Origin of the sequence: Shimia sediminis (genome assembly GCF_003990645.1) — a bacterium.
Taxonomy (GTDB): domain Bacteria; phylum Pseudomonadota; class Alphaproteobacteria; order Rhodobacterales; family Rhodobacteraceae; genus Shimia; species Shimia sediminis.
The window spans coordinates 139,361-159,984 of sequence record NZ_RYZK01000010.1 but is presented as its reverse complement, the minus strand read 5'-3'; the positions used below and the strand labels follow the sequence as shown (position 1 = coordinate 159,984).

Sequence of the window (20,624 nt, the reverse complement as noted above, 5' to 3'; positions counted from 1 at the left end):
GGCCGTCACACGCCGTTCTTCGCGAACTACCGTCCGCAGTTCTACTTCCGCACCACCGACGTGACCGGCACGGTTGAACTGCCTGCTGGCACCGAGATGGTGATGCCGGGCGACAACCTGAAGTTCAACGTTGAACTGATCGCCCCGATCGCCATGGAGCAGGGCCTGCGCTTTGCGATCCGCGAAGGCGGCCGCACCGTTGGGTCGGGCGTTGTGTCGAAGATCGTCGAATAAGTCGGATCATCTCCGAAACAAATCAAAGGCCGCCCCAAACAGGGCGGCCTTTTTTGGTTGCTACGGGGGAGGTGTGCCCACCAGATGCGGCAGGCAGAATGCCATGAGCCGCGGCTTTGGAATTTCCGGTTGTTCTGGCGTGACCCCTGTTCTCAATTGGACCGGTCACGCGCGGCAACCTGCGCATGGGGGGCATCTTTGCCAAAAGTGATTTCCGTTTCCCCGGCATTTCGCGGAAAGATGCTTGCATGACCAGAATGCCGTTTGTTTCCGCCTTGGTTTTTTTCCTATCCGCCGTGCCGACCTGGCCCTGCGGGTTTCACAATTATGTGCCGCAACCCACGATGGTCGAGCATATGCTCTCCAGCAGCAGCATCGCACTGGCCCGCCCAAGCGCGGCGTCGGCATTCAACTTCGAAGTCGTGGAAGTCCTGCGTGGCCCTTTACCGGACGAGAGAATCCCCTTTCTGGTCGATACCGCCACGCGTCTCAAACTCAAGACGCACAGCGGATCGGTTTTGTTCACATATGACGACGTCACGCAGTCATGGCAGCGGCTTGCGCTCATTGACGATGAGATGCGCCCGCTGGTCGATGAGATTTTAACCCACTTGCCAGAGTGGCGTCTGGGGGGCGACGCGCATCGCGCCCAGATGTTTGCGCAACTGTTGGATCACCCCAAACCCGAGATACGGCATCTTGCGCTGCGCGAATTGGACCGCCTTGACTATAGCATTCTGCGTGGCCTGCTTTTGTTCATGGACACCCAGTCTGTCCTGACCGAGGTGAATGATCCATGGCAACGCACGCTGGCCCCGATTCGCGTGCTTCTTCTGGGTCTCAGCCGCGATCAGGGCGTGGCGCAGGCGCTGGTTCAGGGCATCGACAACAACCGCATCAGCTCCGGTCCGCTCCTCGGCGCCTATGCCACGGCCCTGATCGAATTGCAGGGCGTGGACGCCGTCCAGATGATTGCCACGCACTACCTTGTGAACGCGGACCATTCGGGCGCGGCGCGGGAATTGCTCATTGAAGCTCTGGCCATTCACAGCAGCTATGGCGCGCCAGAGGTTGTGGCTGCCATTGAACAGGCGCTTGCCGATGCGATTGCCAACAATCCGCAGCTTGCCATCCCGGTCGCGCGCCAATTCATGGCGCGCTATGACTGGTCACAACATCACGCGATCTCCCAGGCCCTTGTCCCGTTGACGTCAGTTGGAACCGACGAAGACCGCGCCATGGTCGAACACTATGTTCTGGTCTCGGCAGGCGAGGGTGGCGTGATCAGAGATCACTAGCCCCCACCCGGATGCCGCCTTTGATCAAGGCTGTCCAACGCCGGCAAACCGGACGCCACTCAGCGCCGCCATATCCCGTTTCCACGTGGTGACATCTTCGTGCCGGAACTGCGACAGGCTGGAATGTCCGCAGGCCCGCGCGAGAACCTGCATCAGCTCGACACTGGCGCCAAAGTACCGCGCCAGCTTTTCCGCGCTGACCTGCACATCCAATCTCCGCCGCAGCTCGGGTTTCTGCGTTGCCACACCCACCGGGCAGTTGTTCGAATTGCACATGCGCGCCGCGATGCAGCCGACGGCCTGCATGGCAGAGTTGCTGACGGCAATGGCGTCGGCCCCCATGGCCATCGCCTTGGCAAAATCCTCGGCCACGCGCAGGCCCCCTGTAATCACAAGGCTGACCTCGCAACCGGCTTTCGCGTCCAGGTGTTTGCGGGCTCGGGCGAGCGCGGGAATGGTGGGGACCGAGATGTGGTCGCGAAAGATCAGCGGTGCCGCACCGGTACCGCCACCGCGCCCATCCAGGATGATGTAATCGGCGCTGGCCTCAAGCGCAAAGTCGATATCGTCTTCGATGTGGTTGGCGGAGAGCTTGAAACCAATGGGGATGCCGCCAGACCGCTCGCGCACCTCGTCTGCGATCTTCTTGAAATCCGTCGGACTGTGAAGCTCTGGAAAGGTGGATGGCGAAATCGCCGCCTGTCCCGGCTCCAGCCCGCGCACCTCAGCGATTTTCCCTTGCACCTTTTCGCCAGGCAGGTGGCCACCGGTGCCGGTTTTGGCGCCCTGGCCGCCCTTGAAGTGAAAGGCCTGCACCTGTTCCACCAGCTCCGGCCTCCAGCCGAATTGCGCCGAGGCAAGCTCATAGAGATAACGCGAGTTTTCGGCCTGCTCTTCGGGCAACATGCCGCCTTCGCCTGAACAGATGCCCGTCCCGGCCAGTTCTGCGCCCCGCGCCAAGGCGGTTTTGGCCTCTTCCGACAGGGCGCCGTAACTCATGTCAGACACGAACAGGGGGATCGACAACTCCAGAGGTCTGGACGCGCGGGGCCCGATGGTGACCGAGGTTGCGACCAAAGCCTCATCCAGCAACGGTTTGCGCGCCATCTGAGCAGGCAGGATCTGAATGTCGTCCCAATGGGGCAGGTCCTTGCGTGGCACACCCATTGATCCCATCTCACCGTGATGGCCAAGCTTGGACAACCCGTCGCGGGCCAGTTCGTGGATGCGGGCGACAGTGGGTTCTTCGGGCGTGGGTTTGGCTGTGGGCACATCCGATTTGGGGGCGGGCGCAGGGTCTCCTGCGGCGAGGTCCCCAAGGCTGGCGTGTGTGCCGTCACAGAACGGGCCGTTTGCCGTGGCCTTGCACTGGCAGAGTGCCACGGTGCCGGTTTTCTCGGCTGTGTACCTGAGAGGTGTCACATCCGTTCCGGCATGCGATCCGTCACAGAAAGGTTGCGATTTGGACAGGCCGCATCGACACCAGAAATAGGCTTTGCCCTCTTCCATGTCGACTTTGGCGGGGGCCTTGGCGGCGATGATCGGAACTTGCTGGCTCATGGGGCTGTCCTGTGATGTGTCACGTTGGCAATGAGACAGACTACGGCGATTGCGCGACAATGTAAGCCCAGGCGTTGCACACCACCTGTGCAGGGCGCACGCAAATCGACCGCGCAGGCGGTGCCACACTTTCCCGCCTTTACCTGCGCGGCCAAATTGGGAATGAATGGTGGCATGAGCGCGAGGGAACACATGACCAACTTGATTCGAGCCATTCTGGTAATGACCGTGGCTGCGGTGTTGGCCGGATGCGTAAAGCATGAAGACTACGCGCCGTCGGATGTTGCGCGACTTTCGCAGGCCATTCAGGCGCTGGGGCCGAATGTCGACCCGGCGGAAGCAGACCGTGCTGCCGCTCTGTCCTATGCCTATGCGCGTGAGCTGGCGAACGGGTACAACGTGACCGATCCACCGATCATCCATAACGCCAAGGTGCATTCCGGCAAGCGCGAGCGCGGCCTGTGTAACCACTATGCCGAAGACATGCTGCGGCGGCTCTATAAAGAGAACTACCAGACGCTGGATCTGCATTGGGTCACGTCCCCACCGACCGAGTTCCGCATCATCCACCACACCGCCGCAATCAGCCGCAAGGGCGCCGGGCCGATGGAGGCCATCGTATTGGACGGCTGGCGCAAGTCGGGGCACCTGACCTGGGCCACGGTCGCAGAAGACACCCGCTACAACTGGCGCCCCCGGATGGAGGTTCGCGAAGAGCTTTTGGCCAAGCAGGCAGAGAAAGAAGCCCGGAAGGCGCAATAGTCGTCACCAAAAGAAACCGCTTGCCAGCCCCAACCTACGCCGATATATCGCGCGGGTTCCTAGTGGAACTTATGGGCGGGATGATTCCCGCCTTTTGGGTTCGATGAGGGTTTTGCGGTGGTCGCAGATCCTCCTCTCAACTCCAACGCCGATAAAAGGCTGACGAAATGCAAAGTCAAAACATTCGCATTCGGCTGAAGGCTTTCGATTACCGTGTACTGGATGCCAGCACTCAGGAAATCGTGAACACTGCAAAGCGCACAGGCGCGCAGGTTCGTGGCCCGATCCCGCTTCCCAACAAGATTGAGAAGTTCACCGTTCTGCGTGGTCCCCACGTTGACAAGAAATCCCGCGATCAGTTCGAGATCCGTACGCACAAGCGTCTTCTCGACATCGTTGATCCGACTCCCCAGACCGTTGACGCGCTGATGAAGCTCGACCTGGCGGCTGGTGTTGACGTCCAGATCTCGGTCTAAGGGGGTATAGAAATATGCGCTCTGGTATTATCGCAAAAAAAGTGGGCATGACCCGCTTGTTCATGGAAGACGGCAAGCAGATTCCTGTGACCGTTCTTCACCTCGATGGCCTGCAGGTTGTTGCTCAACGCACCGCTGAGACCGACGGGTACACCGCCGTTCAGCTGGGCGCTGGTTCGGCCAAAGCCAAACGCACTTCGAAAGCGATGCGCGGTCACTTTGCAAAGGGTAACGTAGAACCCAAGCGCAAGGTTGCCGAGTTCCGCGTTTCCGAAGACGCCCTGATCGAAGTGGGCGCCGAAATCTCGGCCGAGCACTTCCTCGAAGGTCAGAAAGTTGACGTTGCGGGTACATCGATTGGTAAAGGCTTTGCCGGTGCCATGAAACGCCACAACTTTGGCGGTCTGCGTGCCACGCACGGTGTCTCGATCTCGCACCGTTCGCACGGCTCGACGGGTCAGTGTCAGGATCCTGGCCGCGTTTTCAAAGGCAAGAAAATGGCTGGTCACATGGGCGCCGTCCGTGTCACCACTCAGAACCTTGAAGTTGTGAAAACTGACGCCGACCGTGGTCTGGTGTTCATCAAAGGTGCCGTTCCCGGTTCCAAAGGTGGCTGGGTCACCGTCAAGGATGCCGTGAAGAAGAAAGCCCCCGAAGGTCTGCCCTTCCCGGCGGGTCTGAAATCGGCTGCAACCGAAGCACCTGCGGAAGAAGCTCCCGCGGAAGGTGGTGAAGCATGAAACTTGACGTAATCAATCTCGACGGCGGCAAAGCCGGGTCGGTCGATCTGGACGAAGCACTGTTCGGTCTCGAGCCGCGTGCCGACATCCTGCACCGTGTGGTCCGCTGGCAGCGTAACAACGCCCAGGCCGGTACTCACAAGGTCAAGACCCGCTCGGAAACCTCGTACTCGACCAAGAAGATCTATCGCCAAAAAGGCACCGGTGGCGCACGTCACGGTGACCGCAACGCGCCGATCTTCCGCAAAGGTGGTATCTACAAGGGTCCGACGCCGCGTTCGCACGGCCACGACCTGCCCAAGAAGTTCCGCAAACTGGGTCTGAAGCACGCCCTGTCCGCCAAGGCGAAAGCTGGCGAGCTGGTTGTGATCGAAGACGCAGCCGCAGAAGGCAAGACCGCCGCTCTGGCCAAACAGGTGAAAAACCTGGGCTGGAAACGCGCTCTGATCATCGACGGCGCATCGGTCAACGAAGGCTTCCTGAAAGCATCGCGCAACATCGAAGGTCTGGATATCCTGCCGACGATGGGTGCAAACGTTTATGACATCCTCAAGCGTGACACCCTGGTGATCACCAAGGCGGGGATCGAAGCACTGGAGGCTCGTCTGAAATGAGCGCGAAGGCAGAACATTACGATGTGATCCGCAAGCCGATCATCACCGAGAAATCGACCATGGCATCCGAAAACGGTGCGGTTGTTTTCGAAGTGGCCATCGACTCGAACAAACCTCAGATCAAAGAGGCCGTTGAGGCCCTGTTTGGCGTCAAGGTCAAAGCGGTCAACACCACCATCACCAAGGGTAAAGTCAAACGTTTCCGCGGCCAGCTGGGCAAGCGTAAAGACGTGAAAAAGGCTTATGTCACCCTGGAAGAAGGCAACACGATCGACGTGACCACCGGTCTCTAAAGATCGCGTGGCGGGGGCGACCCCGGCCTGAGAGAAAAGAAAAACCCCCTCGGTGTCAGCCGGGGGGGTTTTGTTATTCGGCAAATTCGACTTCTACTATTTCTATTCGAATTTCTCCGCTCCATTCATCGCCGAGACGTTTTTCCGTCATCCACTGCCCTTGCTCCATTCGAAATGTATAGTTGGGTCTGAGTGGAGAGTCGTCATTGAACCCAGAAGCCGTCACGAGAACGGGCAAATAATCTTCTTCAAAGAACGGCAGCCCACTGTCGTCAAGAAAATAAACCATCACTCGGACTTTGGTTAGAGTTTCGGGGCCAGTGTTTTTAAGGGCATATCTGAAGGCAGGAACGCGATCGTCTGAGTATGTTTTTATGTAGTCCGCCTGGATATCAAATACTTGAAGGTGCTCTTGAATGTATGCACCAATTTCCTCGGGGGAAGCCGGTGGTTCATGAGCGTTGGACGACACTGCAGACAGTAGGGATGCAATAATCACAGTGGAACGAAACAACATTCTACTTCTCCACAACAATTACTTCCCGCCTACCACCAAGAGATAAAACAAGACCGATTAGCAAGAGTATTGCCCCAACGATTAGGCCAAAGAACGTAGCCAATCCTGTGATGGCAACTCCAGCCATACCAGCACCAATGGCTGTCGCGGCTTCGGAACCAGACTCAGAAGATGCGATCACATCTGTCGCGGCGCGTCCTGATAGAAGGAAGGTTGAGACCGGCAAGGCAAAAACTGATACCCCAAGCAAAAGAAACCCTCGTCCAAATGCTCTCCGGCTTGAAGGAGCAAAAAGGCACAGGGCACCGCATAGAATTACCAACGTGACAGCAATCAGAGGGGCTGTGTCGCTCCCCTCAATGTGAAAGGCGGCGAAGGCGGGGGATAAAGCCATGGCAGAAGCCGCCCCAAAGACCAAACCAATAAGGGTCCGAAAAAGTGCGCTCACAAACTTCATAATTTCTGACTTTCAATTACTGAACCGCTATCTAGATTGAGCGGCAATTCACGGAAGCAATTATAGATTGTATTTTTAAATATTGAAGCACTTATGAGGAGATTGATTTATTTGCACGAAAACAGCGGCCCATAGGCCGCTCGTGCCAGCGCCGACCCGCCCCCATGGGGCGGCGCTGATGAGGGTTTGCGTTACCTATTGAGGTTCCGATGCACTTGGCTGGCATAAACGGGCAGCCATTGCCGTTGCGGCGCCACCCCTCGGGTCGGTGCTGACACGGGGTGGGTTACAAACCCACCAGGCCCCTTTAAAGCGGCACGTCGTCATATGAGCGCTTTGCACCCGTCTGCGACATGAGTTGCAGCATGCGCGTGGTCTGTTGGGTATAGTCCGACAGGGCCTCTTGGTAGAATTCCGCCTGCACCTGCATCAGTTCCGTTGGCGATTTGCAGCTGAGCAGGGCTTTTTGGGTTTCCTTGTCCTTGTCCAGACGTTCGGTCATGAAGCGGACGCTTTCGGCCATGATGTCCTGCCAGACCTTGGCGGCCATTGGGTTAAGGGCGGCCATGGCGGCGGCTTGGGTTGTCTCGGGTGTTTTGGTGTCTTTGGGTTTGGATGCGGCCATCGTGGGGTCTCCTTATGGGGCGATGCGCGGTGACACCAAGAGTCTAGCATCAAAGGGCCGGGCGGGATTTGACATGGATCGAGTCTGCGCAATTCGGTGCCATGACCGCCCTCATCGCTGGCTTTTGCCGTCCAATCCCGCTAAGGCCGGGTCATGACAGATACATTGCCCCCATGCCCCAGCTGTGCCTCGACCTTCACTTACGAAATGGACGCCCTCTTGGTGTGCCCCGAATGCGGCCATGAATGGTCGGGTGAGGACAGCGACACCGATGCGCCACAGGTGCGCGACAGTGTCGGCAATCTGCTTGCGGATGGCGATGATGTCACGGTGATCAAGGACCTCAAGGTCAAGGGATCATCCTCGACAGTCAAGGTGGGCACCAAGGTGCGCGGCATCCGTCTGGTGGGCGGGGACCATGACATTGACTGCAAGGTCCCCGGCATCGGCAAGATGGGCCTGAAATCGGAATTCGTGAAAAAGGTCTGAGACCCTAGCCTGTGCGCCCGTAAAACGTCATCCGCGCCTCTTCTGACAATGACACGCCGGGTTCCGAGTTATAGGCCAGCACCGCCAGCATGCGGGTGCGGTCGCCTTCGTTGGGCGCAACGCGGTGCATCGAGTTGCGGCCTCGGAAAAAGATCAGGGTGCCAGCCTCGGCGGTTTGGGTTTTGGCCGGCGTTTTGCCGTCGAGGATATCGGCAACAGCCTCAAAGCTCATGTCACCCGCATCGGCGTCGCGGACGTTTTCGACATATTCGAACTGGCCGCCCTTTTCCGGCGGCTGGACCATCAACGTGATCGAGAAAGACGAGTTGTCAAAGTGCCAGCCCAGCTCCTGACCGGTGCGGGCAAAGTGCAGGTTTATGGACGACAGCGGGTCAGCGTAGGGGTAGAGCGCCTCTTCCCCCAGAACGTGACACAGGAAGCCCTGGAACAGCTCAGAGTCGTAAAGCGCGCGCAGGGCGGATTCGGTCGGGATCAGATCATCGGTAATGCAGCCCTTGGACGAGGTCACCATGCGGTTGCGCGGGTGATCAGCGCCATAGGCCGGGTCGGGTTTGCTGAGGTAAACAGTGTGCTGTTCGGTCTTGGCATAGACCTTGTCCTGATTGGCACGGCCCTCATCGCAGATGGCCGTGATCGCAGCGTCACGCACGAAGCCGGGCATCATGAAGGTGCCTGTCTGGTCAAAGGTCTCTTTACTGGCCGCACGAAAGGCGGCGTCGCCGATGGGATAGGTTTCAAGGTCTACTATGGTGTTCAGGTCCATCGGGGACTCCTCTGTGTTCGCGGTGATGCTGTGGTCCCCTGGATGTTAGGCAATCTTTAACATCGGGAAAAATTGTTTTATCGGTGGTTTTAGAAAAGAAAAATCACTGCAAGGTTCAATGTCCAAGATCACAATCCGCCAATGTCTGTATTTCCGCGCCGTGGCGGAAACCGGTGGCATCGCCTCTGCCGCTCAAAAGGTGGGCATTTCCCAGCCAGCCATCGCGCAAGCCATTCGCAAGCTCGAAGACTTGACCGGGCTTGTCCTGTTTCATCGGCTGCATGCGCGGGGAATGGAGCTGACCGCACAGGGGGCGGAGTTTCTGAAATACGCCGAGAAACTGTTGGGCTATGCCGATCAGGTGGATCAGGCCATCGTGGAAATCGCTGAAAACCGCAGCGGCACTGTCAGGCTTGGTTGCTTTCAGTCTCTAGCCCCGTTTTGCCTGGCGCCAATTGTGCGCGGCTATAAAGAACGGGCGCCGGGTGTGACGCTGAACGTCAGAGAGATGCTGCAAGCGGACCTGACCAGCGCGCTCTACCAGAATGATCTTGATCTGGCGGTTATGTACGACCTCGGCCTCAACCCTAACCGCCTGACGTGGCGTAGAATGTCGGCAGCGCAGCCCTATCTCATTGTGCCTGAGGATCATCGCTTGGCCGGACTGCAAACGGTGTCCATTCGCGAGCTGGACGCAGAAGATTTCATTCTGTTCGACGCCCCGCAAAGCCGCGAGTATTTTTACGCGATCTTTGCTGAATTCGATATCGGCCCCAGAATTGCCTTTCGCTCGGCCTCGATCGAGTCTGTTCGGTGCAGCGTGGCGAATGGGCTGGGCGTGTCGATCCTCTCTATGCGCCCGGCGACGGATGTGACTTATGACGGAAACCGGGTTGTCTGTGTTGCGCTGAAAGAGGACCTCAATCCAACCCCGATCGTCATTGCTCATCGCGCAGAGCACCCCCTGAACGGATTGACCAAACCGTTGACCGACTATTGCGCCTCAGTGTTCGACAGTTTGGTGTGAAACCGGCTTGGTGCGCCGCATCTGTTGCGCCCAAAGAAATAGGACTCTTCCTATTGCCACCCACCCCCAACCCCGCTATATCCCGCCAGTCGGCTGGCCTCAGATTCGTTCTGGGGCCGGTTGTTATTTAGTCGGGCACCTACGGGGGCCTATACCATTGGCACCTACGGGGGCCTCAAACATATAGGCGGGGTAACCCGCCGATGCTAAACGGAAGACAGAAAGCATGGCACTTAAGTCGTATAAGCCGACGACGCCGGGCCAACGTGGGTTGGTGCTGATTGACCGTTCCGAGCTGTATAAAGGACGTCCAGTCAAAGCCCTCACCGAGGGTCTGACAAAGTCGGGCGGCCGGAATAACACCGGACGGATCACATCGCGTCGCCGCGGTGGTGGGGCAAAACGCCTCTACCGGATCGTTGATTTCAAACGGAACAAATTTGATGTTGCGGCAACCGTCGAACGGATCGAGTATGACCCGAACCGGACCGCCTTCATCGCACTCGTCAAATACGAAGACGGAGAGCAGGCCTATATCCTCGCACCTCAGCGTCTCGCAGTTGGCGACCAGGTTGTTGCTTCGGCCAAGGCCGACATCAAGCCGGGTAACGCAATGCCCTTCTCGGGCATGCCCATTGGTACCATCATCCACAACATCGAACTGAAACCGGGCAAGGGCGGCCAGATCGCACGCGCAGCCGGCACATATGCTCAGTTCGTTGGTCGTGACGGTGGCTACGCTCAGATCCGCCTGTCGTCGGGCGAACTGCGCATGGTCCGTCAGGAATGCATGGCCACCGTTGGTGCCGTGTCGAACCCTGACAACTCGAACCAGAACTACGGTAAAGCCGGTCGTATGCGCCACAAGGGCAAGCGTCCGTCGGTTCGTGGTGTGGTTATGAACCCGATCGATCACCCACATGGTGGTGGTGAGGGCCGTACCTCGGGTGGTCGTCACCCGGTATCGCCTTGGGGTAAGCCGACCAAAGGGGCTCGTACCCGCAACAAGAACAAAGCGTCGCAAAAGCTTATCATTCGCTCGCGTCACGCCAAGAAGAAGGGGCGTTAATACATGTCTCGCTCTGTATGGAAAGGTCCCTTTGTCGATGCTTACGTGCTGAAAAAAGCCGAAGCAGCGCGCGAGTCGGGCCGCAACGAAGTTATCAAGATCTGGTCGCGTCGTTCCACCATTCTGCCCCAGTTCGTGGGTCTGACCTTTGGTGTGTACAACGGTCAGAAACACATCCCAGTCAACGTCTCGGAAGACATGATCGGTCAGAAGTTTGGTGAGTATTCGCCGACCCGCACCTATTACGGTCACGCCGCAGACAAAAAAGCGAAACGGAAGTAAGCCATGAGCAAGGATAAAAATCCCCGCCGCGTGGCAGACAACGAAGCAATGGCAAAACTGCGCATGCTTCGCACCAGCCCGCAAAAACTGAACCTGGTCGCAGGCATGATCCGTGGCAAGAAAGTTGAAAAGGCTCTGACCGATCTGACTTTCTCGAACAAGCGCATCGCAGCAGACGTGAAGAAATGCCTTCAGTCCGCCATTGCCAACGCCGAAAACAACCACAACCTGGACGTGGACGAGCTGATCGTCGCCGAAGCCTATGTGGGTAAGAACCTGACCATGAAACGCGGTCGTCCGCGCGCCCGTGGTCGTTTCGGCAAGATCATGAAACCGTTCTCGGAACTCACCATCAAGGTGCGTCAAGTTGAGGAGCAAGCCTAATGGGTAACAAAGTAAATCCGGTCGGCATGCGTCTTCAGGTGAACCGCACCTGGGACAGCCGTTGGTACGCAGATACCAAGGACTACGGTGATCTTCTTCTGGAAGACCTGAAAATCCGTGAGTTCATCAACAAAGAGTGCAAGCAAGCCGGTGTTGCGCGTGTGATCATCGAACGTCCGCACAAAAAGTGCCGCGTCACGATCCACACGGCTCGTCCCGGCGTCATCATCGGCAAGAAAGGCGCGGACATCGAAACCCTGCGCAAGAAAATCGCCGCGATGACCGACAGCGAGCTGCACCTCAACATCGTTGAAGTGCGCAAGCCCGAGCTCGACGCTCAGCTGGTTGGCGAGTCGATCGCTCAGCAGCTGGAACGCCGTGTGTCTTTCCGTCGCGCGATGAAGCGTGCCGTTCAGAACGCCATGCGCATGGGCGCCCTGGGTATCCGGGTGAACGTTGCTGGCCGTCTGGGTGGTGCTGAAATCGCACGGACGGAATGGTACCGTGAAGGCCGCGTGCCTTTGCACACTCTGCGCGCCGACATCGATTACGCCGCAGTCGAATCGATGACCCCTTATGGGATCATCGGGATCAAGGTCTGGATCTTCAAAGGTGAGATCATGGAGCACGATCCTTCGGCACGCGATCGTAAAGCACAGGAACTCCAGGATGGCCCAGCACCTCGCGGTGCCGGCGGTCGTCGCTAAGGAGATAGAGAGATGCTTCAACCAAAGCGTACTAAATTCCGCAAGCAGCACAAAGGCCGGATCAAGGGCCTCGCTAAAGGCGGTTCCGACCTGAACTTCGGCTCCTACGGTCTCAAGGCAACCACACCCGAGCGTGTGACTGCCCGCCAGATCGAAGCAGCACGTCGTGCCATGACGCGTCACATGAAACGTCAAGGCCGTGTTTGGATTCGTATCTTCCCCGACGTACCGGTCACTGCAAAGCCGATCGAAGTTCGTATGGGTAAAGGTAAAGGCTCGGTCGACCGTTGGGTCTGCAAAGTTAAGCCTGGCCGCGTGATGTTCGAGATCGATGGCGTCAACGACGACATCGCCCGCGAAGCTCTGCGCCTCGCCGCGATGAAACTGCCGGTGAAAACCCGCGTCGTGGTTCGCGAAGACTGGTAAGGTCCAAGGACTTTGAAAGATTGAAAAGGCGGGGCATGTCCCCGCCTTTTTCGATTTTTGGGTAACCTTTAGCTTGAGGTATGCAGTTTCAGGTTGCGGGTCGCTTTGTAGTGCGGGAGGTTGTCGTGAAAAGCCTTTCAGGTTCATTGCATCGGATCGTTTAAAAACTATGGAACTCATGGAGCTTCTCATTGAATTGCAATCGGCCTACGCCACGCAATTTGAGGCTGCCTACGAAGAGAATTTGCCAAAGTTTCAGAGTCTCCACCCGGAGATCGCTTTCGAGATTTCTGGCACAACATACCGCAAACTGTTTGTCGTCGACTTTATCGGTGGAGACCATGACGGGAGTGGTGCTATCGAAATAGTTCCAAACCCGGAGGCACTCCGGGGGCCTGCGGAGACTTCCATTGGATCAATGCAAGTCGTGTTCTCCGCTTTAGCTTGGGACTCGGTCAGAATAGAAGCGCAGCCAACCATGGCGCTTCCTGAGGGGTTTGACCGTTGGTTCAATGCGTGGCTTGATGTGGACAAGGTCCCCGAGAGCGGTCAGCTCATGACCGGGATTATTCACTCGGTTGTTCAAGAAGGTAATGCCCTCACTGTGGATTTCGGTTCGGCACCTCCGTCGGCCGCTTTCGAACTTTTTGACCTGTACCGGAAGGACGGTGCTGTGACGCTCACAGTGTCTAGTGGTCGCCACTACTAAGGTTGTTCACTTGCAGATCATTCCATCAACCTCTTGGCCGGTAAAGAGCCTAGAGGACACTGTGAATGTATCAAACGATTGTTCAAACAGCTCATTAGACGTGACACCCTTTTGGCAAAGAGACTTCGGTAGGTTTGTTTTTCCAAAAACCGCGTTCAAGAATGGAATTCGGGGGAAATTGATTTCTTTCAACTGAAATCTAATCTGCTGTTTTTGCGCGGAATAGTAAGCCAGAAAGGGCTTACCTTTATCAGTTTCACCTTCGAATTCGAGGACCCTTGCGTTTTTATGGCGAAATTCACGCGTTCTAGTCAGCGTGAGACCAAAAGCCTGGATTATGTCACTCAGTTCTTTTTCAAAACTGCTGAGCTTGGTTGCTGCAATCCCCTCTCCTTCGGTTTCTACAAGAAATTCAATGCGAGGAGCGTCCCATGCCACAAGCAAGCTAGCTACGCTTCCTGCCAGAACAAGCAAGCTGAGTGCGAGTACCAAAAAAATGCCAAGCCAACTCAACATTCTCATATTGCGTATCCGGGGCTTTGTTGGGGCATCCAATCCTTTTAAACCATAAGTGCCTCTGAGCCAAACCCATTTGGGTGAGGGTGTCGATCATCGAAACTTCGCAGCCGTGATGAATTCGCCAAAGGCTTCGCACCAGATCACCACGGTGGTGTAGACGTCGATGTCCACGTCTGCGGGTACATCGAGGATCACGCCGTTGAAGGTTTTTACGTCGCCGATGCGCACGGATTGATCCTTGACCGCCTCGAAAGAGGCTTCGTCGTCGACGAACTCCGGCACAAGATAGAGTTTGTAGTCGGGACCCGGTGCAAGATCACCCATGTGCACGATACGTTCGGGTGAGACGCTGATGGTGCCTTCACCCCAGTGGAACAGGTCGCTGCCCTTGAGGTCGCGGGTGAATTCGGCGGAATAGGTGGCGCCCTGGGCCTCTGCCTCAAGCATCGCCTGATCGGGGCCTTCGGGGGCGGTCAGGATAGGCAGGAAGTAAATGCCTAAGGCAAAGCCGATGGCCAGCGCCGCACCGTGGGTTCCAAGCAAAATGAGTTTCCGCATGTTCTGTACTCTGTTTGGGTTAATTCTCATATAGGGTGGGCGGGCTGAAATTGAGTTGAATTGGTGGTGAAGATTGTGACAACGCGGCCTCTCGCGCTTGGGGCAAGCTTGCGCTAAACCGCTGGTATGGCCCAGATCGAATCTCTCTTTGTGACCCGCTTTTACCGTGCCCCGTTGTCTGAACATGGGGCGCAAATCGACAGTGACGAACTGGTGGCCTCCTGCTACTCCATCGCCGAGGATGACGAGGCCGGGCAGGAGTGGTGCGAGACCCAGGGCTACCCAGGCTATACGTCCTATGCATCGCTGACGGACCTGCCATGGCGCTTTCCGATCTTTGCCGACATTGTCACGGCGCTCGACAAGCATGTCGCCGAGTTCGCCAAGGATCTGGAATTCGTACTCGAGGGCAAGAAACTGGTGCTGGAAGACATCTGGATCAACATCCTGCCCGAGGGCGGCCTGCATACCTCGCACCTGCACCCGCATTCGGTGATCTCCGGCACCACCTATGTCTCGTTGCCCGACGGGGCAGGGGCCCTGAAGCTGGAAGACCCCCGCTCAGGCCGCATGATGGCCGCGCCTGCACGCCAGCCCGATGCCCGGCGGGACATGCAGCCGTTCATCTACATGAAACCCGAGGTGGGCGAGGTGTTCCTCTGGGAAAGCTGGCTGCGCCACGAGGTGCCGATGAACATGGCCGAGGACGAACGGATTTCGGTGAGTTTTAACTATAAGTGGGAGTGAGGTCTGGTCCGTAAGCCGCCAATCGTTCCGTTTGAGGGATTGAAGGTCGCACGGGCGGAACCTGACGCCACAGGTACACCACACGACATTTGCAGTCATCTGGATTTGAAGGGCTGGACGTGCCGCGGGCATGCCGCCTCCAACCCTGTCGCAGGGTTTCTCTGTCATTGATTGTGACGGCTCCCAATGCTGATGGAAAATTTCAGGTGACAAAAACATTTTGATTTTGCGCCAGTTTTGATAATCTTTAAGTGGATTGAATTGAGTTTTAGAACAATCCTGTGCTGAATTCAGGTGCCGGAAAAGGCTTTTAAGAGGGGTTGTTCGTAAGGGAATATGACGTGACGGAAGACAGTTATACGATTGATTGTATTGACCGATTTGTTTCGTCGGGTTCGTCGGCGGAGCGATGGGAGGTTTCGCAGGGAATACTCGCAGACCTCGGGGCTTCGGCGGCAAATGTCACCGTTGTTGACTGCGCCAATCGTGATTTCGTCTGGTTCCAGAGTTCCATGCGTCAGAGCTGGCTGGATCACTATATCGAAAACACTTACTACGAATGGGATCCGTTTATCGACAATCTCAGGTCCGGCTATGGCATATATGAAGCCAAATGTGGCATGGAGACCTTGGAAACGACCGGGGATCAGCGCGTCCTCGATCTGAATTGGAAACTCCAGGACGCAGGCTATGGTTATTTGCGTGGGGTAAGCGTGCAGGGAGAAATTGCCGGGACCCGGAAGTATCTGACGTTTTGTTCGGACGAGAATGTTTCCGCCCTGAGTAACAAGGAGTTTGAGGATCGATGGCGCATCGCTTCGGTTCTGATCACCGCGTTTCAAGACCCTCTCGATCCGGAGCACACGGACGCCTATCTCTTTGGACAAGCGCCGGACAGGCTGAGTGAGCGCGAGCAGCAAATATTGCGGCTTCTGGCAAAGGGGCGGCTCAATGCTCAGATTGCCTATGATCTTGGAGTTGCCGAGGTGACGGTGCGCAAGCATCTGCAATCTGCCCGTCAAAAGCTCGGGGCGCGAACCCGTGAGGAAGCCCTGGCCATTGCGCTTGCCTCCGGTGAGCTGACGCTTTGAGCGAATTGTCGTGGCTCCGGGACGGAAACCACGACAGATCGATACTATAGATTGGTACTAAAAAACTGATCCGGGCAGGCCAGCGGGATGTCTGAAAGGCTACCTGGAACCTGGCACAGAGGTTGGGGAACCCTTGCGCCGATTACAGAATATTTTGTGCGCGTGGGTCCGAATACCTATCGATATCGATAATGCCGGTATGAGGAAGGCTGCCATTCCGGGCAGGGCGGCTTTGATGACCTGACGTCGTAGGCGAACTCGCGCCTTGTTTTGCGGTCGCGGGAATTCTTTCCTTGCTATCTGGCCGACAACACCCCATATGCACCTAGCTTACGTTATTCTATTTCGACCACTGTCTCTGCTAATCCGGCTTCAGTCTTTCGATCCAGACCGACCACGCCGGGTTGCCGCACTACCGCGGGCAACGAAAATTAATGGAGACTACGGATATGGCCACTGGCACCGTAAAATGGTTCAACACTACTAAAGGCTTCGGCTTCATCGCACCCGATGGTGGCAGCAAAGACGTGTTTGTACACATCTCGGCTGTTGAGCGTTCCGGTCTGACCGGCCTCGCCGACAACCAGAAAGTGACTTTCGACGTAGAAGCCGGCCGTGACGGTCGCGAATCTGCTGTGAACATCGAACTGGCCTAAGCCCTTTCGATCTGAATTCCAAAGACGGCCTCGCATTTGCGGGGCCGTTTTTTTTGTTAGTGGTCGCGGTTTTCTGAAGACAGTAGTCGAGGTTTGCGTTTTTTGTGAATTCCCACACATTTGCACGCCCGTGAGAGCCAGTCTTTTTACTGCTGGTAAGCGCACGCTTGCTTGAGTTACGGCCAAAAAAAACTTTGAATTATGTGGCAGCGGGCCTAGAATTTTGGCATTACACGGCCCTTGCCATATGGCATTTTGGATAAAGAACAGGAATTGTCTTCAGCAACGGGCCGGGAGGAACGTCGTTATGAAAAAGGTGCCTGTGTGTCCGAGGAACAATTCGCCATAGACTATATTGATCGTTATTCAGAAACCAAATCGGCCGAGGATCGTTGGAAAGTCACTCAAAGTATGTTGGCTGAACTTGGTGCCTCTGCCGTCAATTTGGCCGTAGCAAACTGTGATACACGTGGGATTTATTGGTTTCAGAGCTCTATGCGTGAAGATTGGCTTCATCACTACATTGATAATGCTTATTTTGAATGGGACCCGTTTATCGACAATTTAAAGTCAGGAAACCTGATTTACGAAGCCAAGTGCGGATTGGAAAACCGTAAATCAACTACGGATTCACAGATTTTGGGCCTGAACTGGGAGTTGCAAGATGCCGGATATGGCTACCTAAGAGGGATTGGATTTAACGGCGAGTTTTCTGGCACGCGGAAACTGTTGACGTTTTGCTCTGACGAAAGCCTGACCTCGTTGTCGGGAAAGGAGTTCGAAGATAAATTGCGTGTTGCCTCGGTATTGGTTGCGGCGTTTCAGGATTCCTTGGAGACCAATCACGAAGACTCTTTCGTTTTCGGGCGCACCCCGGGAACACTCAGCGATCGGGAAAAGGAAATTTTGCGGCTTTTGGCGCGCGGACATCTTAACACGCAGATTGCTTTCGCGCTTGGAATTGCCGAAGTCACGGTGCGCAAGCACTTGCAATCCGCTCGGCTGAAGCTTGATGCACGCACCCGGGAAGAGGCCTTGGCAATTGCTCTGATTTCAGGAGAGCTGGACCTGTGAGCGAAATTGTCGTGGCTCCGAAACGGAAGCCACGACAGATCGAAAAAATAGTTTGGTACTAAAAATATAGTCCGAGCAGACTTGCGGGATGGCATTGGGCTGCCGGAAGTTGAGCGGGAGTTGGGGAACCCCAGCGTCAGTGACAGATTATCCAGCGTTATTCTTTGCGACTACCTATCGATATCGATAATGAGGCCATCAAATCCGTAGGGTGCGCAGCCAAAATTGCACTGGAACACCGCGCTTTTGTCTACGCCAAACTTTCCCTTGCCATCCCCCTATGCCAGCCGTATAAGCCGCCATCTCGCGGATTCCTGTCTACGGACGGGATTCGTGTGTTTGCAATTTGTCCATCAGGTCAAAGGTCACCCCTCACATACCCAGGGGGCCTTCTGATGTATGAGAAAGGAAAAGGCGCATGAACGCCAATGAACTGCGTGAAAAAACGCCGGATCAGCTTCGTGAAGAGCTGGCCAATCTGAAGAAAGAATCGTTCAACCTGCGTTTCCAACAGGCCACCGGCCAACTGGAAAACGCGTCGCGCATTCGCGAGGCACGTCGTGCCGCCGCGCGTGTCAAGACGATCCTGAACGAAAAAGCCAAAAGCGCAGCTGAGTAAGAGGAGCCGAATAGATGCCCAAACGTATTCTGACTGGCACCGTAACCTCGGATGCCAACGCCCAAACAGTCACCGTGTCGGTCGAACGCCGCTTCACCCACCCGGTTCTGAAGAAAACCATTCGTAAGTCCAAGAAGTACCGGGCTCACGATGAGAACAACGCCTACAAAGTTGGCGATTCTGTTCGCATTATCGAATGCGCACCGCGTTCGAAAACCAAACGCTGGGAAGTTCTGGAAGCTTAAGAGTCTCGCAAGAGGCTCCCATAGCGACTTGACTTAACAGTTAGTCGAAACCCTGGGGGCTACGCCACGCATCGGCGCCCCAAAGGTCGGGAGAAACCACATGATCCAGATGCAAACCAACCTGGATGTTGCTGACAACAGCGGCGCTCGCCGTGTTCAGTGCATCAAGGTGCTGGGTGGTTCCAAGCGTAAATACGCATCCGTGGGCGACATCATCGTCGTCTCGGTCAAGGAAGCCATTCCGCGTGGTCGCGTTAAAAAAGGGGATGTCCGCAAGGCCGTCGTCGTACGCACCGCAAAAGAAGTCCGTCGTGAAGATGGCACCGCGATCCGCTTTGATCGCAACGCAGCCGTTATTCTGAATAACTCAAACGAGCCTGTCGGCACCCGTATCTTCGGGCCGGTTGTTCGCGAGCTGCGCGCCAAGAACTTCATGAAAATCATCTCGCTCGCCCCGGAGGTGCTGTAAGATGGCTGCCAAACTAAAAAAAGGCGACAAGGTTGTCGTTCTGGCCGGCAAGGACAAAGGTAAAGAGGGTACAATCTCTTCAGTTGATCCCAAAGCTGGCAAAGCCGTTGTTGACGGTCTGAACATCGCCATCCGCCACACCCGCCAGTCGCAAACCGACCAAGGTGGCCGCATCCCCAAAGCGATGCCGATCGCCCTGTCGAACCTGGCATTTGTTGATGCAAACGGCAAACCCACCCGCGTTGGCTTCAAAATTGAAGGTGACAAAAAGGTTCGTTTCGCCAAGACCACGGGAGATGTGATCGATGCTTGATAACACTGACTACACCCCGCGTCTCAAGGCCGCGTACAAAGACACCATCCGTGCCGCTCTGAAAGAAGAGTTTGGCTACAAGAACGACATGATGATCCCCAAGCTGGAGAAAATCGTTCTGAACATCGGTTGTGGTCGTGCGGCTGTTCGTGACAGCAAGAAAGCCAAGTCCGCTCAGGCCGACCTGACCCTGATCGCGGGTCAAAAGGCGCTGACCACCACGGCAAAGAACTCCATTGCAGGCTTCCGCGTTCGCGAAGGCATGCCGATGGGTGCCAAGGTGACCCTGCGCGGTGACCGCATGTACGAATTCCTTGATCGTCTGATCACCATCGCGATGCCCCGCATCCGCGACTTCCGTGGTGTGAAGCCGAGCTTTGATGGCCGCGGCAACTTTGCCACCGGTCTGAAAGAGCACATCGTGTTCCCGGAAATCGACTTTGATAAAGTTGATGAGAACTGGGGCATGGACATCGTAATTGCCACCACCGCTGAAACCGATGCCGAAGCCAAGAGCCTGTTGAAAGCTTTCAACATGCCCTTCAACGCGTAATCGGGAAGGAAAAAGACATGGCTAAAAAAGCAATGATCGAACGCGAGAAAAAGCGTCAGCGCCTGGTGGAGAAATACGCTGCCAAACGCGCCGAGCTGAAAGAAATCGCAACTGACGAAGCCCGCCCGATGGAAGAGCGTTTCAAAGCGCGTCTGAAACTGGCGAAACTGCCGCGCAACTCGTCGGCAACCCGTCTTCACAACCGCTGCCAGCTGACCGGTCGTCCCCACGCTTACTATCGTAAGCTGAAGGTCTCCCGGATTGCACTGCGGGAACTGGGCTCGAATGGCCAGATCCCCGGCATGGTCAAATCGAGCTGGTAAGGAG

At 56.2% G+C, this 20,624-nt stretch carries 32 protein-coding genes; 25 read left to right on the top strand and 7 right to left on the bottom strand.

Annotation, left to right across the window (positions count from 1 at the left end; genetic code table 11):
* Positions 1–234: EF-Tu C-terminal domain-related protein (locus EK369_RS18010; protein ID WP_497707112.1), on the top strand; the 234-nt coding region annotated here is incomplete at its 5' end.
* Positions 235–482: 248 nt separating this feature from the next.
* Complete coding sequence (locus EK369_RS18005; RefSeq protein WP_127115654.1) at positions 483–1,532, top strand: hypothetical protein; 1,050 nt, start codon at positions 483–485, stop codon at positions 1,530–1,532.
* 24 nt (positions 1,533–1,556) lie between these two features.
* On the opposite strand, the gene EK369_RS18000 is transcribed toward EK369_RS18005, so the two are convergent.
* Entirely contained in the window at positions 1,557–3,092 is a 1,536-nt protein-coding gene (locus EK369_RS18000) for a glutamate synthase-related protein (RefSeq protein WP_127115653.1), read from the bottom strand.
* 192 nt (positions 3,093–3,284) lie between these two features.
* On the opposite strand from EK369_RS18000, the gene EK369_RS17995 reads away from it, so the two are divergent.
* The 5 genes from EK369_RS17995 to EK369_RS17975 all read left to right on the top strand — a co-directional run bounded on the left by EK369_RS17995 (position 3,285) and on the right by EK369_RS17975 (position 5,977).
* Positions 3,285–3,854: a hypothetical protein gene (locus EK369_RS17995; protein ID WP_127115652.1), complete on the top strand. Its 570-nt coding sequence runs from the start codon at positions 3,285–3,287 to the stop codon at positions 3,852–3,854.
* A 167-nt stretch (positions 3,855–4,021) separates the two neighbouring features.
* Positions 4,022–4,330 (top strand): 30S ribosomal protein S10, encoded by a 309-nt coding sequence (rpsJ, locus tag EK369_RS17990; protein WP_044028221.1) that lies wholly within the window; start codon positions 4,022–4,024, stop codon positions 4,328–4,330.
* Positions 4,331–4,344: 14 nt separating this feature from the next.
* Positions 4,345–5,070, top strand: a complete 726-nt coding sequence (gene rplC, locus EK369_RS17985; RefSeq protein WP_127115651.1) for a 50S ribosomal protein L3 — start codon at positions 4,345–4,347, stop codon at positions 5,068–5,070.
* Positions 5,067–5,684: a 50S ribosomal protein L4 gene (gene rplD, locus EK369_RS17980; protein ID WP_127115650.1), complete on the top strand. Its 618-nt coding sequence runs from the start codon at positions 5,067–5,069 to the stop codon at positions 5,682–5,684. Before rplC ends, rplD begins: the two co-directional genes overlap by 4 nt.
* The gene (locus EK369_RS17975) at positions 5,681–5,977 is read left to right on the top strand and encodes a 50S ribosomal protein L23 (RefSeq protein WP_093094486.1); all 297 of its coding nucleotides are present in this window, start codon (positions 5,681–5,683) and stop codon (positions 5,975–5,977) included. Before rplD ends, EK369_RS17975 begins: the two co-directional genes overlap by 4 nt.
* Positions 5,978–6,050: 73 nt before the next feature.
* Here the strand turns inward: EK369_RS17975 and EK369_RS17970 are convergent, their stop codons facing one another.
* The 3 genes from EK369_RS17970 to EK369_RS17960 form a co-directional block, all read right to left on the bottom strand.
* Entirely contained in the window at positions 6,051–6,494 is a 444-nt protein-coding gene (locus EK369_RS17970) for a hypothetical protein (protein WP_127115649.1), read from the bottom strand.
* Between the two features lies 1 nt (position 6,495).
* Positions 6,496–6,951 carry a hypothetical protein gene (locus EK369_RS17965; RefSeq protein WP_127115648.1) on the bottom strand — a complete coding sequence of 152 codons (456 nt, stop codon included), beginning with the start codon at positions 6,949–6,951 and terminating at the stop codon, positions 6,496–6,498.
* A gap of 307 nt (positions 6,952–7,258) precedes the next feature.
* Positions 7,259–7,576: a phasin family protein gene (locus EK369_RS17960; protein WP_127115647.1), complete on the bottom strand. Its 318-nt coding sequence runs from the start codon at positions 7,574–7,576 to the stop codon at positions 7,259–7,261.
* Between the two features lie 153 nt (positions 7,577–7,729).
* On the opposite strand from EK369_RS17960, the gene EK369_RS17955 reads away from it, so the two are divergent.
* Positions 7,730–8,065, top strand: a complete 336-nt coding sequence (locus EK369_RS17955) for a zinc ribbon domain-containing protein YjdM (protein WP_127115646.1) — start codon at positions 7,730–7,732, stop codon at positions 8,063–8,065.
* 4 nt (positions 8,066–8,069) lie between these two features.
* Here the strand turns inward: EK369_RS17955 and EK369_RS17950 are convergent, their stop codons facing one another.
* Positions 8,070–8,849 carry a HalD/BesD family halogenase gene (locus EK369_RS17950; RefSeq protein WP_206198112.1) on the bottom strand — a complete coding sequence of 260 codons (780 nt, stop codon included), beginning with the start codon at positions 8,847–8,849 and terminating at the stop codon, positions 8,070–8,072.
* Positions 8,850–8,967: 118 nt separating this feature from the next.
* Here EK369_RS17950 and EK369_RS17945 point away from each other — a divergent pair, with 118 nt between their 5' ends.
* The 7 genes from EK369_RS17945 to EK369_RS17915 all read left to right on the top strand — a co-directional run bounded on the left by EK369_RS17945 (position 8,968) and on the right by EK369_RS17915 (position 13,453).
* The gene (locus tag EK369_RS17945; protein WP_127115645.1) at positions 8,968–9,876 is read left to right on the top strand and encodes a LysR family transcriptional regulator; all 909 of its coding nucleotides are present in this window, start codon (positions 8,968–8,970) and stop codon (positions 9,874–9,876) included.
* A 226-nt stretch (positions 9,877–10,102) separates the two neighbouring features.
* A complete protein-coding gene (rplB, locus tag EK369_RS17940; RefSeq protein WP_127115644.1) occupies positions 10,103–10,945 on the top strand; it encodes a 50S ribosomal protein L2 in 843 nt (280 codons plus the stop codon).
* 3 nt (positions 10,946–10,948) lie between these two features.
* Positions 10,949–11,227 (top strand): 30S ribosomal protein S19, encoded by a 279-nt coding sequence (rpsS, locus tag EK369_RS17935; RefSeq protein ID WP_005980699.1) that lies wholly within the window; start codon positions 10,949–10,951, stop codon positions 11,225–11,227.
* 3 nt (positions 11,228–11,230) lie between these two features.
* Positions 11,231–11,611, top strand: coding sequence for a 50S ribosomal protein L22 (rplV, locus tag EK369_RS17930; protein ID WP_127115643.1), 381 nt, complete (start codon positions 11,231–11,233; stop codon positions 11,609–11,611).
* A complete protein-coding gene (rpsC, locus tag EK369_RS17925) occupies positions 11,611–12,318 on the top strand; it encodes a 30S ribosomal protein S3 (protein WP_127115642.1) in 708 nt (235 codons plus the stop codon). The genes rplV and rpsC overlap by 1 nt, the downstream gene beginning before the upstream one ends.
* A 12-nt stretch (positions 12,319–12,330) precedes the next feature.
* The gene (gene rplP, locus EK369_RS17920; RefSeq protein ID WP_127115641.1) at positions 12,331–12,744 is read left to right on the top strand and encodes a 50S ribosomal protein L16; all 414 of its coding nucleotides are present in this window, start codon (positions 12,331–12,333) and stop codon (positions 12,742–12,744) included.
* Positions 12,745–12,922: 178 nt separating this feature from the next.
* Positions 12,923–13,453: a hypothetical protein gene (locus EK369_RS17915; protein ID WP_127115640.1), complete on the top strand. Its 531-nt coding sequence runs from the start codon at positions 12,923–12,925 to the stop codon at positions 13,451–13,453.
* Positions 13,454–13,459: 6 nt separating this feature from the next.
* On the opposite strand, the gene EK369_RS17910 is transcribed toward EK369_RS17915, so the two are convergent.
* Entirely contained in the window at positions 13,460–13,969 is a 510-nt protein-coding gene (locus tag EK369_RS17910) for a hypothetical protein (RefSeq protein ID WP_127115639.1), read from the bottom strand.
* 93 nt (positions 13,970–14,062) lie between these two features.
* On the bottom strand, positions 14,063–14,530 hold the full coding sequence (locus tag EK369_RS17905; protein ID WP_127115638.1) for a DM13 domain-containing protein: 468 nt from the start codon (positions 14,528–14,530) through the stop codon (positions 14,063–14,065).
* 126 nt (positions 14,531–14,656) lie between these two features.
* On the opposite strand from EK369_RS17905, the gene EK369_RS17900 reads away from it, so the two are divergent.
* The 10 genes from EK369_RS17900 (at position 14,657) to rpsN (ending at position 20,620) form a co-directional block, all read left to right on the top strand.
* On the top strand, positions 14,657–15,277 hold the full coding sequence (locus EK369_RS17900) for a 2OG-Fe(II) oxygenase family protein (protein ID WP_127115637.1): 621 nt from the start codon (positions 14,657–14,659) through the stop codon (positions 15,275–15,277).
* Between the two features lie 341 nt (positions 15,278–15,618).
* Positions 15,619–16,368 (top strand): helix-turn-helix transcriptional regulator, encoded by a 750-nt coding sequence (locus EK369_RS17895; protein WP_127115636.1) that lies wholly within the window; start codon positions 15,619–15,621, stop codon positions 16,366–16,368.
* A gap of 449 nt (positions 16,369–16,817) precedes the next feature.
* Positions 16,818–17,024, top strand: a complete 207-nt coding sequence (locus EK369_RS17890) for a cold-shock protein (RefSeq protein WP_127115635.1) — start codon at positions 16,818–16,820, stop codon at positions 17,022–17,024.
* Between the two features lie 240 nt (positions 17,025–17,264).
* Positions 17,265–18,098 (top strand): helix-turn-helix transcriptional regulator, encoded by an 834-nt coding sequence (locus EK369_RS17885; protein ID WP_127115634.1) that lies wholly within the window; start codon positions 17,265–17,267, stop codon positions 18,096–18,098.
* A gap of 418 nt (positions 18,099–18,516) precedes the next feature.
* Positions 18,517–18,717: a 50S ribosomal protein L29 gene (gene rpmC / locus EK369_RS17880; RefSeq protein ID WP_127115633.1), complete on the top strand. Its 201-nt coding sequence runs from the start codon at positions 18,517–18,519 to the stop codon at positions 18,715–18,717.
* Between the two features lie 14 nt (positions 18,718–18,731).
* A complete protein-coding gene (rpsQ, locus tag EK369_RS17875) occupies positions 18,732–18,962 on the top strand; it encodes a 30S ribosomal protein S17 (RefSeq protein ID WP_058238287.1) in 231 nt (76 codons plus the stop codon).
* A 100-nt stretch (positions 18,963–19,062) separates the two neighbouring features.
* Positions 19,063–19,431, top strand: a complete 369-nt coding sequence (gene rplN, locus EK369_RS17870; protein WP_005849814.1) for a 50S ribosomal protein L14 — start codon at positions 19,063–19,065, stop codon at positions 19,429–19,431.
* A gap of 1 nt (position 19,432) precedes the next feature.
* Entirely contained in the window at positions 19,433–19,744 is a 312-nt protein-coding gene (rplX, locus tag EK369_RS17865; RefSeq protein WP_127115632.1) for a 50S ribosomal protein L24, read from the top strand.
* On the top strand, positions 19,737–20,297 hold the full coding sequence (gene rplE / locus EK369_RS17860; RefSeq protein WP_127115631.1) for a 50S ribosomal protein L5: 561 nt from the start codon (positions 19,737–19,739) through the stop codon (positions 20,295–20,297). The genes rplX and rplE overlap by 8 nt, the downstream gene beginning before the upstream one ends.
* A gap of 17 nt (positions 20,298–20,314) precedes the next feature.
* Complete coding sequence (gene rpsN / locus EK369_RS17855) at positions 20,315–20,620, top strand: 30S ribosomal protein S14 (RefSeq protein ID WP_127115630.1); 306 nt, start codon at positions 20,315–20,317, stop codon at positions 20,618–20,620.
* Positions 20,621–20,624 lie beyond the last annotated feature (4 nt).

Coding starts and splice junctions, on each gene's coding strand:
- EK369_RS18005 (WP_127115654.1), top strand. CDS start 483: ATGACCAGAATGCCGTTTGTTTCCGCCTTGGTTTTTTTCCTATCCGCC.
- EK369_RS18000 (WP_127115653.1), bottom strand. CDS start 3,092: ATGAGCCAGCAAGTTCCGATCATCGCCGCCAAGGCCCCCGCCAAAGTC.
- EK369_RS17995 (WP_127115652.1), top strand. CDS start 3,285: ATGACCAACTTGATTCGAGCCATTCTGGTAATGACCGTGGCTGCGGTG.
- rpsJ (WP_044028221.1), top strand. CDS start 4,022: ATGCAAAGTCAAAACATTCGCATTCGGCTGAAGGCTTTCGATTACCGT.
- rplC (WP_127115651.1), top strand. CDS start 4,345: ATGCGCTCTGGTATTATCGCAAAAAAAGTGGGCATGACCCGCTTGTTC.
- rplD (WP_127115650.1), top strand. CDS start 5,067: ATGAAACTTGACGTAATCAATCTCGACGGCGGCAAAGCCGGGTCGGTC.
- EK369_RS17975 (WP_093094486.1), top strand. CDS start 5,681: ATGAGCGCGAAGGCAGAACATTACGATGTGATCCGCAAGCCGATCATC.
- EK369_RS17970 (WP_127115649.1), bottom strand. CDS start 6,494: ATGTTGTTTCGTTCCACTGTGATTATTGCATCCCTACTGTCTGCAGTG.
- EK369_RS17965 (WP_127115648.1), bottom strand. CDS start 6,951: ATGAAGTTTGTGAGCGCACTTTTTCGGACCCTTATTGGTTTGGTCTTT.
- EK369_RS17960 (WP_127115647.1), bottom strand. CDS start 7,576: ATGGCCGCATCCAAACCCAAAGACACCAAAACACCCGAGACAACCCAA.
- EK369_RS17955 (WP_127115646.1), top strand. CDS start 7,730: ATGACAGATACATTGCCCCCATGCCCCAGCTGTGCCTCGACCTTCACT.
- EK369_RS17950 (WP_206198112.1), bottom strand. CDS start 8,849: ATGGACCTGAACACCATAGTAGACCTTGAAACCTATCCCATCGGCGAC.
- EK369_RS17945 (WP_127115645.1), top strand. CDS start 8,968: ATGTCCAAGATCACAATCCGCCAATGTCTGTATTTCCGCGCCGTGGCG.
- rplB (WP_127115644.1), top strand. CDS start 10,103: ATGGCACTTAAGTCGTATAAGCCGACGACGCCGGGCCAACGTGGGTTG.
- rpsS (WP_005980699.1), top strand. CDS start 10,949: ATGTCTCGCTCTGTATGGAAAGGTCCCTTTGTCGATGCTTACGTGCTG.
- rplV (WP_127115643.1), top strand. CDS start 11,231: ATGAGCAAGGATAAAAATCCCCGCCGCGTGGCAGACAACGAAGCAATG.
- rpsC (WP_127115642.1), top strand. CDS start 11,611: ATGGGTAACAAAGTAAATCCGGTCGGCATGCGTCTTCAGGTGAACCGC.
- rplP (WP_127115641.1), top strand. CDS start 12,331: ATGCTTCAACCAAAGCGTACTAAATTCCGCAAGCAGCACAAAGGCCGG.
- EK369_RS17915 (WP_127115640.1), top strand. CDS start 12,923: ATGGAGCTTCTCATTGAATTGCAATCGGCCTACGCCACGCAATTTGAG.
- EK369_RS17910 (WP_127115639.1), bottom strand. CDS start 13,969: ATGTTGAGTTGGCTTGGCATTTTTTTGGTACTCGCACTCAGCTTGCTT.
- EK369_RS17905 (WP_127115638.1), bottom strand. CDS start 14,530: ATGCGGAAACTCATTTTGCTTGGAACCCACGGTGCGGCGCTGGCCATC.
- EK369_RS17900 (WP_127115637.1), top strand. CDS start 14,657: ATGGCCCAGATCGAATCTCTCTTTGTGACCCGCTTTTACCGTGCCCCG.
- EK369_RS17890 (WP_127115635.1), top strand. CDS start 16,818: ATGGCCACTGGCACCGTAAAATGGTTCAACACTACTAAAGGCTTCGGC.
- rpmC (WP_127115633.1), top strand. CDS start 18,517: ATGAACGCCAATGAACTGCGTGAAAAAACGCCGGATCAGCTTCGTGAA.
- rpsQ (WP_058238287.1), top strand. CDS start 18,732: ATGCCCAAACGTATTCTGACTGGCACCGTAACCTCGGATGCCAACGCC.
- rplN (WP_005849814.1), top strand. CDS start 19,063: ATGATCCAGATGCAAACCAACCTGGATGTTGCTGACAACAGCGGCGCT.
- rplX (WP_127115632.1), top strand. CDS start 19,433: ATGGCTGCCAAACTAAAAAAAGGCGACAAGGTTGTCGTTCTGGCCGGC.
- rplE (WP_127115631.1), top strand. CDS start 19,737: ATGCTTGATAACACTGACTACACCCCGCGTCTCAAGGCCGCGTACAAA.
- rpsN (WP_127115630.1), top strand. CDS start 20,315: ATGGCTAAAAAAGCAATGATCGAACGCGAGAAAAAGCGTCAGCGCCTG.